We start from the raw sequence: 13,923 nt of genomic DNA, 5'->3' as shown, positions 1-13,923 counted from the left end.
CAATAAATTTTTCAAGCAGAAAAGTTTTATACTCAAAATCAAAAATGTTATATTTGTAAAGTAATACAAGTAAATTGTGTTAAAAACATAAAAAAAGCCATAAACCTAAGTAAAATGAAATTCGGAATTATTAAAGAAAGAAAATCACCACCAGATAGAAGAGTAGTGTTCTCACCTTCAGAACTTTTACTTGTAAAAAAACAGTTTCCAAATGCTGACTTTAAAATAGAATCTTCGGATATAAGAGTATTTACGGATGCCGAATATATAGAAAATGGATTTGAAGTTTCAGAAAATATGGATGATTGTGATATGTTGCTTGGTGTAAAGGAAGTTCCTGTTGAAGCATTAATACCAAATAAAAAATATTTTTTCTTTTCTCATACAATTAAAAAACAAACTTATAATAGAAAGTTATTGCAAGCGTGTATAGATAAAAACATCGAGTTATATGACCACGAAACAGTTGTCAATGAAAAAAACACTCGATTAATTGGTTTTGGAAGATACGCCGGAATTGTTGGTGCGTACAACGGAATCAGAGCATTCGGATTAAAATTCGAGCTTTTTTCATTACCGAAAGCAGAAACATTAGCCAATCAAGACGCTTTAATTTCTCAACTTAAAAAACCTTTTTTACCACCAATAAAAATTGCACTAACAGGAAAAGGCAAAGTGGCATTTGGTGCCAAGGAAATGTTAGATGGCATGAAAATCAAAGAAGTTTCTTTATCAGACTATTTATCAAAAACGTATACTTATCCTGTATATACAATGATTGATGTTCAGGATTATAATATGCATAAAGAAAATGTTGTTTTTGATAAAGCTGAATTTTATTCAAATCCTGAACATTTTATCTCAAATTTTGAGCGTTTTACAAAAGTTTCAGATATTTTTATGGCAGGACATTTTTATGGTAATGGTGCTCCAGAAATTTTAACACAGGACATGTTAGCTGCTCCAAATTGTAAAATTAAAGTGGTTGCTGATATTTCTTGTGATATCGCAGGACCTATTGCTTGTACGTTGAGAGCTAGTACTATTGAAAATCCATGTTATGGCTATTTGCCTAGTGAACATAAAGAAGTAGATATGTTTCATCCAAGTGCAATTGTAGTAATGGCAGTAGATAATTTGCCTTGTGAATTACCAAAAGATGCCAGTGAAGGTTTCGGTCAAATGTTTTTAGAACATGTTATTCCAGCTTTTTTTGATGAAGATGCTTCAGGTGTTTTAAGTAGAGCAAAAATTACTGAAAACAGGAAACTAACTCCTCGATTTACTTATTTGCAAGATTATCTAGATAATAAAAACTAGTTTACATCTACTTTTATCGTTTCATCAATTATCTTTTCCTTTCAAATTTTATAGAAACTATACAAAAACACCACTATAACGTTTTCGTTAAAAATTATTTTCTGTTTTTATAATTTAATGCCATAATATTTTGTTATTTAGCAATTAACTAATTAAAAACTATTAATATAATAAACTACTACTATGAACTCAGAAAATAAACAAACAAATTGGGCGCAATTTATTCCTCTAGTAACCGTATTTTTCTTTTGGGGATTTGTTGCTGCTAGTAATGATATTTTAATACCCGTATTTAAAAAAACCTTCGATTTAACTCAATTGCAAAGTCAATTAGTATCATTAGCCTTTTATATTGCTTACACAGTAGGTTCTTTGTTATATTTACTTATTTCTTACCTTACTAAAGGCGATTTAATTAATAGAATAGGGTATAAAAATTCGTTAGCATTAGGTTTATTAATTTCAGCAATTGGTACTTTATTATTTTACCCTGCTGCAAATACAGGTTCGTTTCCTTTAATGTTATCTGGATTATTTACTGTTGCACTAGGTTTTTCATTACAACAAACGGTTGCAAATCCTTTAGCAATTGCTCTAGGTCCTATAACCACAGGATCTCAAAGATTAACTTTAGCAGGAGGAATTAATAATTTAGGAACAACGATTGGTCCACTTATTGTAAGTTTTGCCATTTTTGGATCTTCTGCTTCTTCGGATACTAATATGAGTATCGAAAGTGTTAAAATTCCATATTTAATTTTAGGAGCTGCTTTTTTACTTGTAGCGGTATTTTTAAAATTTTCATCTTTACCGGATAAACCACAAGCTATTGTTGAGTCTGAATCTGAAGCAGCAACAGTAAGAAGTTCTGCATTAAAATATCCGCAATTGGTTTTAGGGATGATTGCTATTTTTGTTTATGTTGGTGTAGAAGTTTCTACAGCCAGTAATTTACCAGCTTACATGGAAAAAAATTTAAACTTCTTGACTCAAGATATAGCCCCTTATATTTCATTGTATTGGGCAAGTTTAATGATTGGAAGATGGACTGGAGCAGTTGAAGCCTTTACAGACAAAATGAGTTTACAAAAAATATTACGTTTTATTGCTCCTTATTTAGCTTTTGGGGTGTTTTTATTTGTAAATGCTATTGCTAAACATGATTTAACTCCATTTTATGTATATGCTTTAATTATCTTAGTTTTAATTGCAGCCGATATGGCTAGTAAAGGAAATCCAGCACGAATGCTTTTGATTTTTTCTGCTTTAGGAATAGTTGCTTTATTAGTTGGAATGACAACCGATGGAATGGTTAGTGTATATGCTTTTACTAGTGTAGGATTGTTTTGTAGTACGTTATGGCCATGTATTTTTACTTTAGCCGTTAGCGGACTTGGAAAACATACAAGTCAAGGTAGTAGTTTTTTAATTATGATGATTATGGGTGGTGGATTTGTAAGTTTGCTACAAGGATATGTTGCAGACGAAACAACCATTCAAACTAGTTATATCGTTGGGGTTATTTGCTTTGCCTATTTAGCATTTTATGCTTGGAAAGTTAGTGGAATATTAAAAAATCAAGGAATTAATTTCGATAAAAAAATATCAGGAGGTCATTAAAAACCTTTATTCTTAACATAAAAAAAGTCCGTCAGAAATATTCTGACGGACTTTTTTAATAGTATTTTTCAATCTAGATTTTAAATATACCACCAAAGGCAATCATACTTTGTATAAACCAAAATTTTTGTTGCGCTTTGTCTGCTACATCAAATGTGGTACGAATGTCGTTCATTTCAATATAACCCGTTTTCAATTCGGTTTGAATGAAAAAATGTTTGTAAAACGTAAAGGTTAATCCTGCTTTCGCAGAAACACCAAATCCGGATAAGTGAAATTCATCATGTCTTTCTTTGGCAAATAATTTTGTATTGGTTTTAGGTAATAATATTCCTGCCCCAAATCCTTCTGATAAATTTATTTGAAATTTATCTGTATTTGGTAATTTTAGCCATTTTGAAATGTCATCCACACGAGTTATTTCTGGATGGATGTAATTTAATCCATCGGTATGTTCAAATGTTAAAAATTTCTCGGTAAGTAACACTTCATTACCTGGTAAACTTTCACCAAAGGTACCTTCGTTTGAATAATTCCCATTGTAACTAACTACTTTATCTTGATACATTACATATTTCATATGATCCCATCCTATAGAAATATTATAATGGTCATTAAAAAAATAACCCATTCTAAAATTGGTTTGGGGAATCGTCATTCTAGATGGATTTATATAATCTACATGATATCCTTTTGGTTTGTCTTGTGCAGTTACGTTATTTAATGTAAAATCGTAATCGGCACCTGTAAATCGAATATCAGAAGTAGAGTAGTAGGCTCTATTTCCTCCCCAGTAAAAAAAGAATTTTCCTTTATTGTGTGTGGTGTATTTTTCTTTTTGGATTGGTAAATCTACTTGGTTTTCATTTTGAGCTAAACTTGTTATCGAAAATAAAACAATAACAAGTGAACTAATTTTTTTCATTTGGTGATTCGGTACTAGTATGAATTAAAATTTATTTATTGTTTGTCTTATAGCAACTAACTTCGTCATCAAACCTTCAAAATAGTCTAAATGCAACATGTTTGCACCATCACTTTTAGCATTTGCTGGATCAAAATGGGTTTCAATAAAAATCCCATCTACACCTGTAACAATTCCTGCTTTGGCAATGGTTTCAATCATGTCTGGTCGACCTCCAGTTACACCGCTAGTTTGATTCGGCTGTTGTAAAGAATGCGTTACATCTAATACAGTAGTTCCGAATTCTTTCATAGTTGGAATCCCTCTAAAATCTACAATCATATCTTGATAACCGAACATGGTACCTCTATCGGTAATCATAAAATTATCGTTACCACAATCTTTTACTTTTTGAGCCGCGTGTTTCATGCTTTCCGGACTCATAAATTGTCCTTTTTTTAAATTTACTGTTTTACCTGTTTTAGCAGCAGCTACAACTAAATCCGTTTGACGAACTAAAAATGCTGGAATTTGCAAGACATCAACATAAGCAGCCGCCATTGCAGCATCTTCGTTGGTATGAATATCAGTTACAGTTGGAACTCCAAATTCTTTTGAAACTTTTTCAAGTATTTTAAGTGCTTTTTCATCTCCAATTCCAGAAAAACTATCAATTCTTGAACGATTTGCTTTTTTGAAACTTCCTTTGAAAACAAATGGAATTTGTAAATTATCTGTAATTGCAACTAATTTTTCAGCAATTCGTAAAGCCATTTCTTCACCTTCAATGGCGCAAGGTCCTGCTAAAACGAAAAAATTACCGCTATTTGTATGTTTAATTTGTGGGATATGATTTAAGTTCATGTTGTAGAATTTTAAAGTGCAAAGATAATAAAGTTAAGGATTTAGTTGCCAGAAGAAGCAGTTTTTTTAATTGAAAAGCCTTTTGGACACATTATTTTACCTTTTTCAAATGTATTCACGTATATTTTTTTATTTGAAGATTTTCCGTCCAAATATATTTCATATAACACTAAAGTTCCAGCACCCATTTTATTTCGTTTGGTTGGAAAAGGGCAACACGTTTCTAAAAGTTGGTAAGTTACTTTTTCGCCGTTTGCACCAGTAAAACTATTGAAAAAACGATTTACATTTTGGTTGTTACTGTTTTCATATGTTGAAAAACCTAAATTTATAGGATAAAACTCACTGTATCCGTATTGCATATCGTTAGCTGTTTCTGCTAATTCAAATTGTCCTTCAATAATTTTAGGTAACTCAGCTGTATCATCAATATTTTGAATGGTGTTTTTTGTACTTACACATGACATGCAAAGCGCAAGTAGGATACTAAGGAGGCTTAATTTTCTCATGATTATTTATTTTTTGTTTTTACAAGTAATGCTGCTAATGCAGCAAATATGATACCAAAAGATAATGTTCCAAAAGTTGCAAAAATCATATATGCGGTTAGGTCAAACATAGCTTGTGCATTTTCTAATTTCATCCCTTTAGATACGGAATAGTTAATCATGTTTGTAAAAAAATCAGGATTTACATACTTTAACGAAAAATACAGTGCAAATGGAGTTAAAATCATAGCGAAAATAGCTAAAATCACACCAGAAAGTAACCCTTGTTGCCATGACATTATGCCATTGAAAAAGTTTTTTTTCTTATCTAATAAAAAAAGAATGTAAATTCCGAATATTAAAATAAATACTAAATTTGTAAATATAGGATGATAGGCAATGTTTGTATCATGAAACCCTAAATATTTTTCTAACTGAAACCACATAATTCCTAAAAAAGTGTAGTATATTGCCCATTTAAATTCTATTTTAAATTTATTCATTTTTTGTATCTTTGAAAACGGTTTTTAAAAATCTGCAACAGCAAATGGCTGTTTCTAAAAATATTTCAGTTGTATACTTTTTTGAATAAAATAGTCATACATGAAATCGAAAGCAAATATAGTAATTCATTAAATACTATTTCACAAATTATGGAAGTAATTCAAGGTACTTGGCACTGGGCTATTTCTGGTTTTTTAATCGGACTTATTATGTTGGTTTTAACCTATTTTGGTAAAACGTTCGGCATGTCTTCTAACTTAAGAAACATTTGTAGCATGACATTTGCTAAAAATAAAATTGAATATTTTGATTTTGATTGGAAGGAACAAAAATGGAACTTATCCATAGCTTTAGGAGCAATTTTGGGTGGTTTTATTGCTTCCTATTTTTTAATGGACGCTACAAGTGTACTTCAAATAAATCCAAAAACAATTACCAGTTTGCAACAATTGAACATTGATGCGCCTAATGGTAAATTAGGTCCTGACGCTCTATTTAGTTTCGAAAATGCATTCTCTTTAAAAGGATTTTTTGTTTTGCTATTTGGCGGCTTTTTAATTGGTTTTGGTACGCCTTACGCAGGCGGTTGTACATCAGGACACGCAATATCTGGGTTAAGTAATTTGCAAATACCTTCTTTAATTGCAGTAATTGGCTTTTTTCTGGGCGGATTAATTTCGGCACATTTTTTAATTCCTTTAATTTTTGGTTCGTAATGAAATTAGTTAAGTTTTTTATAGTTGGTATTGTTTTCGGAATTGTTTTAACTAAAGCAGAAGCGGTTTCTTGGTACAGAATATATGAAATGTTTATGTTTCAAAGTTTTCATATGTATGGTATTATTGGCACAGCAATTTTTGTTGGTGTAACTGGAATTTATCTTATTAAAAAGAAAGAAATTCAAGGTTTTAAAGGCGCAGAAATAAAAATTCAAGATAAAGATTTTTCGTATTCCAGATATATTATTGGTGGTACCATGTTTGGTTTAGGTTGGGGATTAGTAGGATGCTGTCCGGGACCTATTTTTATTTTAATTGGAAATGGAGTTTTATCAATTTGTATTGTCTTATTAGGCGCACTATTAGGAACCTATATTTATGGGATTTTTAAAAATAAATTACCTCATTAATTTTTTGTTAAAGTGATATTTATCACTTATTTATCTTTAAAATTTCCGTAAATTTATATTCTAAATCATTAGAAATGAAAACAAAAGTTCAAATACAAAATTTGAAATGTGGCGGTTGTGCCAATACAATTTCAAAAAAATTAAATTCTTTAGATGATGTCTCCGAAGTTAGTATAGAAGTGGAAGATAATTCCGTTACTTTTGAATATTCAGAAGCTCACACTTTAGATGTCGTAAAGAATACGTTAGCCGATATTGGTTATCCCGAAGATGGAGAAGCCAATACTTTAACTTCAAAAGCCAAATCGTATGTAAGTTGTGCTTTTGGAAAAATAACTTCTTAAAACAAAAAATCGACCATTGGTCGATTTTTTTTATATGATTACAGCACTTAAACCCGCATCTTGCAAGGAAGCACATTGTGGCTTTAGTTTTGGTAATTCTCCAGTTTTTACGGTACATTGTCCTTTGTAATGTACTAAAATAGCGCATTGTTCTGCTTGTTCCCAAGTATGGTCGCAAATTTTAACAAGTGATTCAATAACGTGATCAAAAGTATTTACATCATCGTTATATAAAACAATTTCGTTGTTAACACCAATGGCTTCTTCAACTAATACTTCTTCTAATGTTTCTGTTAATGTGCTCATAACTAATAATTTATTATAATGTAAAATTACTAATTTTTACTATATTTCAAACCTAACCAATTGTTTCTTTCTTTTTTCGATTCAAAAGTCAGGCCTAATTTTTCACAACATGCGTTAATTGCTTCGAAATCTTCTGTATAAAAGCCGCTTAATAATAAAACTGAATTGTCATTCATACAGTTTACATATGTCGCCATATCATTTAATAAAATGTTTCTGTTGATGTTGGCAATAAACACATCGTATTTCTGACCGTCATTTAACCAAGAGGCATCGCCTTCATATACTGAAATGTGTTTGCAATTGTTGCGTTCCGCATTTTCAATTGAGTTTAAGTAACACCAATTGTCAATATCCACAGCATCAATTGGATGTGCTCCTTTCATTTCAGCTAAAATGGCTAAAATGGCTGTTCCGCAACCCATATCAATGGTTTTTTTGTTGGTAACGTCTAACTCTAATAGATGTTGAATCATCATATGAGTAGTTTCGTGATGACCTGTTCCAAAACTCATTTTTGGCTCAATTACGATTTCATATTTGGCATTAGTTGCCGGATGAAACGGTGCACGAACGTGACAAATTCCGTCCACATCAATAGGAGAGAAGTTCTTTTCCCATTCTTCGTTCCAATTTACGGGTTCAATTTCGTTAGTTGTATAAGAAATTTTGAAATTTTCATTCGAAAGAATTTCAATATCGTTTAAAATATTTTCAGCCCAAACGTCTTTTTGCACATAAGCCGAAACACCTTCTTCGGTTTCTTCAAAACTTTCAAAAGCGGTTTCTTCTAATTGTGCAATTAATATTTGCGAACCCAATTCTGTGGGTTCAATTGTAAAATGGTATGCGATGTAGGTGTTTGCCATTTGGGTTAATTTAAAACTTAGATTTTCTTATATTCCTTATATTTCATATATGTTTATATTTTACCATATAAGGAATGTAAGGGAATAGAAGATTTTTTTTAATTTAATTAATATAATTTTGGAAACTTGCTCGGATTTGCTTCATGCATCATGTCGTACACTTTTTCAAAAATGTCTTCGGCACTTGGTTTAGAAAAATAATCACCATCGGTTCCATAACTTGGGCGGTGTGCCTTAGCGGTTAAGGTTTGTGGTGCGCTATCTAAATGTTTGTATGCGTTTTGATTTTCAATAATTTCTTGTAAAATGAATGCACTTGCACCACCAGGAACGTCTTCGTCAATCACCAATAAACGATTGGTTTTCGCTACTGATTTTACTATGTCGTGCGAAATATCAAAAGGTAATAAACTTTGAATATCAATAATTTCAGCATCAATTCCGTTTTCTAATAATTCTTTTGCCGCTTGTTCTACAATTCTTAAAGTAGAACCGTAAGAAACTAGCGTAATATCTTTTCCTTCTTTGATGGTTTCTACCACACCAATTGGCGTTTGAAATTCTCCTAAGTTGGTTGGCATTTTCTCCTTTAAACGATAGCCATTTAAACATTCAATCACTAAAGCAGGTTCATCTGTTTTTAATAAGGTATTATAAAATCCGGCTGCTTTGGTCATATTTCTAGGAACTAATACGTGAATTCCACGAATGGCGTTAATAATCATTCCCATTGGAGAACCTGAATGCCAAATACCTTCTAAACGGTGTCCGCGTGTTCTAATAATTAAAGGTGCTTTCTGACGACCATGCGTTCTGTATTGTAAAGTAGCTAAATCGTCACTCATAATTTGAATGGCATATAACAAATAATCTAAATACTGAATTTCAGCAATCGGACGTAAACCTCGCATCGCCATTCCAATACCTTGACCTAAAATAGTCGCTTCACGAATTCCTGCATCTGAAACACGCATTTCTCCGTATTTTTCTTGCATGCCTTCCAAACCTTGATTTACATCACCAATATTTCCTGCATCTTCACCAAAAACCAAAGTTTCGGGATAGGTTGCGAAAATTTTATCGAAGTTATCTCTTAACACCAAACGCGCATCTACTTCTTCGGCAGTTTCATCATAAATTGGTTTTACTTCAATTGTTGAAGCACTATTTTGATTAGATTCTGAATGTAAATGCGAACTGTATTTTGGTTGAATTCTTGCTATGAAATTAGAAATCCAAGTGGCTAAAATAGCTCTATCTGAACCAGAAAGCATCCTTAATACTTTTCTAGCCACTACTAATAAATCTTTTCTAATTGGTTCTTTTATCGCAGCGATATCATTTGCGTATTTTTCAATAAAAACTTTATTTTCAGAGTTTTGTGCGACTTGATTTAAAATGGCAACTGTAGCCGCTTGATCTTCTTTTATAGCAGATAAATAATTTGCCCAAGCTTCTTTTTTGCCCTCTAAAACTTCTTTTTTTGATGCTGATTCTATTTCTTCTATTTCTTCGGCTGTAGCTAAATTGTTAGCAATCATCCACTTTTTCATTTGCGCCACACAATCAAATTCTGCTTCCCAAGCCAAACGATCCGCATTTTTGTATCGCTCGTGTGAACCTGAAGTAGAATGGCCTTGCGGTTGTGTCAATTCGTTTACGTGAATTAAAACAGGAACGTGCTCAGTTCTAGCAATTTCAGAGGCTTTTTGATACGTGTCAACTAACGCTGGATAATCCCAACCTTTCACACGGAAAATTTCGTACCCGTTGTTTGCGTCATCACGTTGTAATCCTTTTAATATTTCGGATATATTTTCTTTTGTAGTTTGATACTTGGCATGAACAGAAATTCCGTATTCGTCATCCCAAACACTCATTACCATTGGCACTTGTAAAACTCCAGCAGCATTTATGGTTTCAAAAAACAAACCCTCTGAAGTAGAAGCATTTCCAATTGTTCCCCAAGCCACTTCGTTTCCTTGTATTGAAAAATTATTTTCTGCAGGAATTTCAGTTACATTTCTATATATTTTTGATGCTTGTGCCAAACCTAATAAACGAGGCATTTGCCCAGCAGTAGGTGAGATGTCAGCACTTGAATTTTTTTGTTGGGTTAAATTTTTCCAATTTCCGTTTTCGTCTAAAGAATGTGTAGCAAAATGTCCACCCATTTGTCTTCCGGCACTCATTGGATCAAAATTAATATCGGCATGCCCATATAATCCTGCAAAAAACTGAACAATTGATAATTCACCAATAGCCATCATAAACGTTTGGTCACGGTAATATCCTGAACGAAAATCACCATTTTGGAAGGCTTTGGCTAAGGCCAATTGTGGCACTTCTTTACCATCTCCAAAGATACCAAACTTAGCTTTTCCTGTTAGTACTTCTTTTCGTCCCAAAAGACTACATTCACGACTAACAGTTGCGATTTTGAAATCATGTAAAACTTCTTTTTTGAAATCTTCAAAAGATAATACGTCGGCAGTTTTAGTTTTGCTCATAATAATACATTGCTATGTTACAAATTTAAACAAAAAAACGAAATGGAACTACGTGCGTGTTATTTTTATGAATAATGAATAGAAATATTGATGTTTGGTTGTAAAAAACGTATTTTTATTTCAATATATTAAGTATTATTTACGAATAATGCATAATTATTACAATGTAATAAGCCAGATTATGCATGAAAATCAAATAAATTTAAAACCATCTTCTTGTAAATAAAGAGGTTAATGTTTTTGGGCTCAAAGTAATGATGAATCGAATTCTTTCACCATAATTTTTATCGTTAAGTTCAAATCCATTAGAGGAATACACAGGTAAATACAATTCGAAATAATCTTGAACTAAATTTAAACGAAGCCCACTATCGTAAATATATTGCGGTTTGTATCCTTCGTTTTTAAATGTTCCAACATCGCCATACATTTCTATCCAATCCCAAATCGTGAAACTAGCATTTGCAGATAGAATATATTGGTTGGCAAAACGAGTCGCAAATTTTGATTTAAATGCACCTTCAGCATTTACAAATTGACGACTAAATAAACCCGTACTTTCACTACGTCCAATTAAGGCATAATCAAATAAATAGTCGGAAGGTCTATCAATTCCAAAGCTAAAAAAATCGTTAGAGGTATCGTTATGAGAGAAAAAACCAGCAAAGGCTCTTAAATTGATAAATCTGTTATTTTCAAAAAGTTTACGATATTGAATTTGTCCTGATATTTTTCCAAAACGATTTGAAAGTTGAAAATCGGTTCCGTAAGAAAATTGTTCTATTAACTCGCTGTTAGCATATCCATATCTTAAATTAAATACAGAATAGTTTTCTGAATTTTTAGTTGAAACTATAGTTGATTTTTCTCGGTTTACATACACGTGTCGTATCAAAAATCCTTCGCCTTCGTTTTTTCTGAAATTTGGATGTCTAAATCTGAAATTTACACTTGGTGTAATTTTAGTGTAAAAAGCATCAGGAGCATAATGTAAACGAGTTCCTGAAATAGCGTATCGGGTGCTAAAATGATTGCTGTTTCGGTTAATGTCGTTAAAACTAAATCCCGCACTTCCTGCTAGTGTTTGTGTTTTAGAGGAATAATTCGGCGTAATGTCGTAAATAAAAGGCTTGTCAATTATCGATTTGTTATTGAATTTCATTCCCAATAATAAGCCATCATACAAGTTAAATTCGGTAGTAGGTACAAAAAACACTTGGTTGTATTTTGGATTTTCAATGTCTTTAAAAAAGGTAAATCGTATTTTTCTGTTTCCTAAAAACCGGTTTTTTAATTTGTATGAATTGTTATTGCTGTTTAATTCTGGAATTTCATATGTATCGTTTAAAATTAACTTGGTGATACTGTCATTTTTTATTGAAAATTTAAAAATATCTGAATGATTTTCTATCCAATTTTTACTGACTAAATTATTTTTATGATATCCTGAAATAGAAATTGGCACTTTAGCATCACCTACGTTTTTTATCACTACTTCTATAGAATCATTTACTTTTTTGGTGTGAATAATTTTGTAGTCAATTTTATTTCTGGAATAAATTAATTCCTTAAAAAACCAATTTAAATCTTGTTTAGAATTGTTTTCTAAAATTGATTTAAAATTTTGATTATCAGTGTATTTAAATTTATTTAGTTCTATATATTGTTTAATTGAATTTTCTACATAACTTTCTCCTAAATAAGCATTCAAATAATGAAGCGAAAGCCCGGATTTGAATTTTCCTGCTATTCTTTCATTGAATTTTATTTGGGTATTTTTATCTGTTCCGACAGGTTGATCAATATTTTTTCGAGCCATTAATAGATAATTATAAATGAATTGTTCTGTAAAATTCATAGAAATTATCTTGTACTTTTTTAGTATTTTAAATCGAGCTAATTTTCCAAAAGCTTTAGTTTCGGGATACATTTCGTCGATGTATTTTTTAAGGTAATAATGCTGAATGCCTTCTAAAATCCAATGGTCTTTTCTGAAATTAATTTTCAAATTCGCCATTAAATAATTATTTAAATAGGTTTTTAAGAATTTCAATTCAAATACAAAATCATCATTGAACGGTGATATGAAAGAAGGTAATTCATTTAAGCCATAAAACGCTTCTCGATCATAGTCTTCTTGCGAAACCATTATTTTGTTTTGTTCTGATTTACCTAAATTTTCTGTAACATAATTTGAAATTTTTTCAATTATTTGATTTCTTTGGTATGTAGTTAAATCAACAGATTTTAGATTGCTTATAATCGTTATTCCTTTATTCTTAATGGTTTCGTAGCTGTTTTTCTTTTCTAATACAATTGCAAAATTGGTACGAGAACTTCCAGTTAGTTTCGAAGTAGTATCAGATGTTTTTTCAACTTCTAAATCAGAATTTATAAAAAAGTTATCGTGTTGAAATTTAATATTATATGAAATGATTTCTGTAGTTAAATCATCACTATTTTCTTCGCTTTGATGTTCGGAATGAAAACTAGAAAGCGTTAAAAAACAATTTCTTAAATACAGTTTGCTTTCAGTATATCCAAATTTTGTAAATTTAGAATTGGGCAATGTTATTTCATAATTTATTTTAATTGTTGTGTATTCTCCTGTTAACAATGGTTTTTCGAGCGGAATAATAACAATATCAATTTGATTTGGCTTTCTGAAATACAATAACGACTTTTTATTTGCATCAGTAATTTCAATTATATTGGTTCCTCCACGTTCTTTATTACTGGAAAGGTGATAACTTCTATTGAATTCATCCGAAAACTTTTTAGCTAATGCAGAACTTTTACTTGAAAAAGCATGATTCCAATCGTTTAAGACAATTTCGGTAAGCGCAGTATTTGATGTATTTTTAATCGTAATTTCTTCAAAAACAGCAATTTTCTTTCCGTTTTCAAGGAGTTTCGATTCAATCGTAATCTCATTTTGGGAGTACGATTGTAGCGCAAATAGAATAAACAATACGATTTTAATTTTTGTCATCTTTATCTTTAAAGTAGTCAATATTACTAAAAAAAAGGAAATAATCATAAGAAAACAAGTTAATTATGACTAA

The 13,923-nt window shown here is 31.1% G+C and carries 13 protein-coding genes; 5 read left to right on the top strand and 8 right to left on the bottom strand.

All coding sequences use genetic code 11. The annotated features are described in order from the left end of the window. Window positions 1-114: 114 nt before the first annotated feature. Together ACIQZ1_RS08505 and ACIQZ1_RS08500 are read left to right on the top strand one after the other, a co-directional pair. A complete protein-coding gene (locus tag ACIQZ1_RS08505) occupies window positions 115-1,320 on the top strand; it encodes an NAD(P)-dependent oxidoreductase (RefSeq protein ID WP_396160544.1) in 1,206 nt (401 codons plus the stop codon). A gap of 183 nt (window positions 1,321-1,503) precedes the next feature. After that, on the top strand, window positions 1,504-2,940 hold the full coding sequence (locus tag ACIQZ1_RS08500; RefSeq protein ID WP_396160543.1) for a sugar MFS transporter: 1,437 nt from the start codon (window positions 1,504-1,506) through the stop codon (window positions 2,938-2,940). A 73-nt stretch (window positions 2,941-3,013) separates the two neighbouring features. Here the strand turns inward: ACIQZ1_RS08500 and ACIQZ1_RS08495 are convergent, their stop codons facing one another. Genes ACIQZ1_RS08495 through ACIQZ1_RS08480 form a run of 4 tightly spaced genes read right to left on the bottom strand, consistent with a single transcriptional unit; the run spans window position 3,014 to window position 5,699 of the window. Beyond that, entirely contained in the window at window positions 3,014-3,865 is an 852-nt protein-coding gene (locus ACIQZ1_RS08495) for a hypothetical protein (protein ID WP_396160542.1), read from the bottom strand. A 24-nt stretch (window positions 3,866-3,889) separates the two neighbouring features. Further along, complete coding sequence (gene kdsA / locus ACIQZ1_RS08490) at window positions 3,890-4,708, bottom strand: 3-deoxy-8-phosphooctulonate synthase (RefSeq protein ID WP_396160541.1); 819 nt, start codon at window positions 4,706-4,708, stop codon at window positions 3,890-3,892. A 41-nt stretch (window positions 4,709-4,749) separates the two neighbouring features. Beyond that, a complete protein-coding gene (locus ACIQZ1_RS08485) occupies window positions 4,750-5,217 on the bottom strand; it encodes a 2-dehydro-3-deoxyphosphooctonate aldolase (protein ID WP_396160540.1) in 468 nt (155 codons plus the stop codon). A gap of 2 nt (window positions 5,218-5,219) precedes the next feature. Beyond that, entirely contained in the window at window positions 5,220-5,699 is a 480-nt protein-coding gene (locus ACIQZ1_RS08480) for a DUF4199 domain-containing protein (RefSeq protein WP_396160539.1), read from the bottom strand. Window positions 5,700-5,849: 150 nt separating this feature from the next. Here ACIQZ1_RS08480 and ACIQZ1_RS08475 point away from each other — a divergent pair, with 150 nt between their 5' ends. From ACIQZ1_RS08475 to ACIQZ1_RS08465, 3 genes are all read left to right on the top strand, one after another. Further along, complete coding sequence (locus ACIQZ1_RS08475; RefSeq protein ID WP_396160538.1) at window positions 5,850-6,416, top strand: YeeE/YedE family protein; 567 nt, start codon at window positions 5,850-5,852, stop codon at window positions 6,414-6,416. Next, complete coding sequence (locus ACIQZ1_RS08470) at window positions 6,416-6,829, top strand: DUF6691 family protein (protein WP_396160537.1); 414 nt, start codon at window positions 6,416-6,418, stop codon at window positions 6,827-6,829. The genes ACIQZ1_RS08475 and ACIQZ1_RS08470 overlap by 1 nt, the downstream gene beginning before the upstream one ends. Before the next feature lie 74 nt (window positions 6,830-6,903). Then, window positions 6,904-7,173, top strand: coding sequence for a heavy-metal-associated domain-containing protein (locus ACIQZ1_RS08465; protein ID WP_396160536.1), 270 nt, complete (start codon window positions 6,904-6,906; stop codon window positions 7,171-7,173). A gap of 30 nt (window positions 7,174-7,203) precedes the next feature. On the opposite strand, the gene ACIQZ1_RS08460 is transcribed toward ACIQZ1_RS08465, so the two are convergent. The 4 genes from ACIQZ1_RS08460 to ACIQZ1_RS08445 all read right to left on the bottom strand — a co-directional run bounded on the left by ACIQZ1_RS08460 (window position 7,204) and on the right by ACIQZ1_RS08445 (window position 13,850). After that, window positions 7,204-7,479, bottom strand: a complete 276-nt coding sequence (locus ACIQZ1_RS08460) for an ATP-dependent Clp protease adaptor ClpS (RefSeq protein ID WP_396160535.1) — start codon at window positions 7,477-7,479, stop codon at window positions 7,204-7,206. Window positions 7,480-7,508: 29 nt separating this feature from the next. Continuing rightward, window positions 7,509-8,348 (bottom strand): 50S ribosomal protein L11 methyltransferase, encoded by an 840-nt coding sequence (gene prmA, locus ACIQZ1_RS08455; RefSeq protein WP_396160534.1) that lies wholly within the window; start codon window positions 8,346-8,348, stop codon window positions 7,509-7,511. A gap of 107 nt (window positions 8,349-8,455) precedes the next feature. Then, a complete protein-coding gene (locus ACIQZ1_RS08450) occupies window positions 8,456-10,858 on the bottom strand; it encodes a thiamine pyrophosphate-dependent enzyme (protein ID WP_396160533.1) in 2,403 nt (800 codons plus the stop codon). A 202-nt stretch (window positions 10,859-11,060) separates the two neighbouring features. After that, entirely contained in the window at window positions 11,061-13,850 is a 2,790-nt protein-coding gene (locus tag ACIQZ1_RS08445) for an aminopeptidase (protein WP_396160532.1), read from the bottom strand. Window positions 13,851-13,923 lie beyond the last annotated feature (73 nt).

Origin of the sequence: Flavobacterium sp. (genome assembly GCF_044341185.1) — a bacterium.
Taxonomy (GTDB): domain Bacteria; phylum Bacteroidota; class Bacteroidia; order Flavobacteriales; family Flavobacteriaceae; genus Flavobacterium.
The sequence above is the reverse complement of the archived record's forward strand: the minus strand, read 5'-3'. Positions and strand labels throughout refer to the sequence as shown.

Bases quoted from the DNA above. Each gene is read 5' to 3' on its own strand.
- ACIQZ1_RS08470 (WP_396160537.1), top strand. From the start codon at position 6,416: ATGAAATTAGTTAAGTTTTTTATAGTTGGTATTGTTTTCGGAATTGTT.
- ACIQZ1_RS08480 (WP_396160539.1), bottom strand. From the start codon at position 5,699: ATGAATAAATTTAAAATAGAATTTAAATGGGCAATATACTACACTTTT.
- ACIQZ1_RS08500 (WP_396160543.1), top strand. From the start codon at position 1,504: ATGAACTCAGAAAATAAACAAACAAATTGGGCGCAATTTATTCCTCTA.
- ACIQZ1_RS08445 (WP_396160532.1), bottom strand. From the start codon at position 13,850: ATGACAAAAATTAAAATCGTATTGTTTATTCTATTTGCGCTACAATCG.
- ACIQZ1_RS08465 (WP_396160536.1), top strand. From the start codon at position 6,904: ATGAAAACAAAAGTTCAAATACAAAATTTGAAATGTGGCGGTTGTGCC.
- ACIQZ1_RS08485 (WP_396160540.1), bottom strand. From the start codon at position 5,217: ATGAGAAAATTAAGCCTCCTTAGTATCCTACTTGCGCTTTGCATGTCA.
- prmA (WP_396160534.1), bottom strand. From the start codon at position 8,348: ATGGCAAACACCTACATCGCATACCATTTTACAATTGAACCCACAGAA.
- ACIQZ1_RS08460 (WP_396160535.1), bottom strand. From the start codon at position 7,479: ATGAGCACATTAACAGAAACATTAGAAGAAGTATTAGTTGAAGAAGCC.
- ACIQZ1_RS08450 (WP_396160533.1), bottom strand. From the start codon at position 10,858: ATGAGCAAAACTAAAACTGCCGACGTATTATCTTTTGAAGATTTCAAA.
- ACIQZ1_RS08475 (WP_396160538.1), top strand. From the start codon at position 5,850: ATGGAAGTAATTCAAGGTACTTGGCACTGGGCTATTTCTGGTTTTTTA.
- kdsA (WP_396160541.1), bottom strand. From the start codon at position 4,708: ATGAACTTAAATCATATCCCACAAATTAAACATACAAATAGCGGTAAT.
- ACIQZ1_RS08505 (WP_396160544.1), top strand. From the start codon at position 115: ATGAAATTCGGAATTATTAAAGAAAGAAAATCACCACCAGATAGAAGA.
- ACIQZ1_RS08495 (WP_396160542.1), bottom strand. From the start codon at position 3,865: ATGAAAAAAATTAGTTCACTTGTTATTGTTTTATTTTCGATAACAAGT.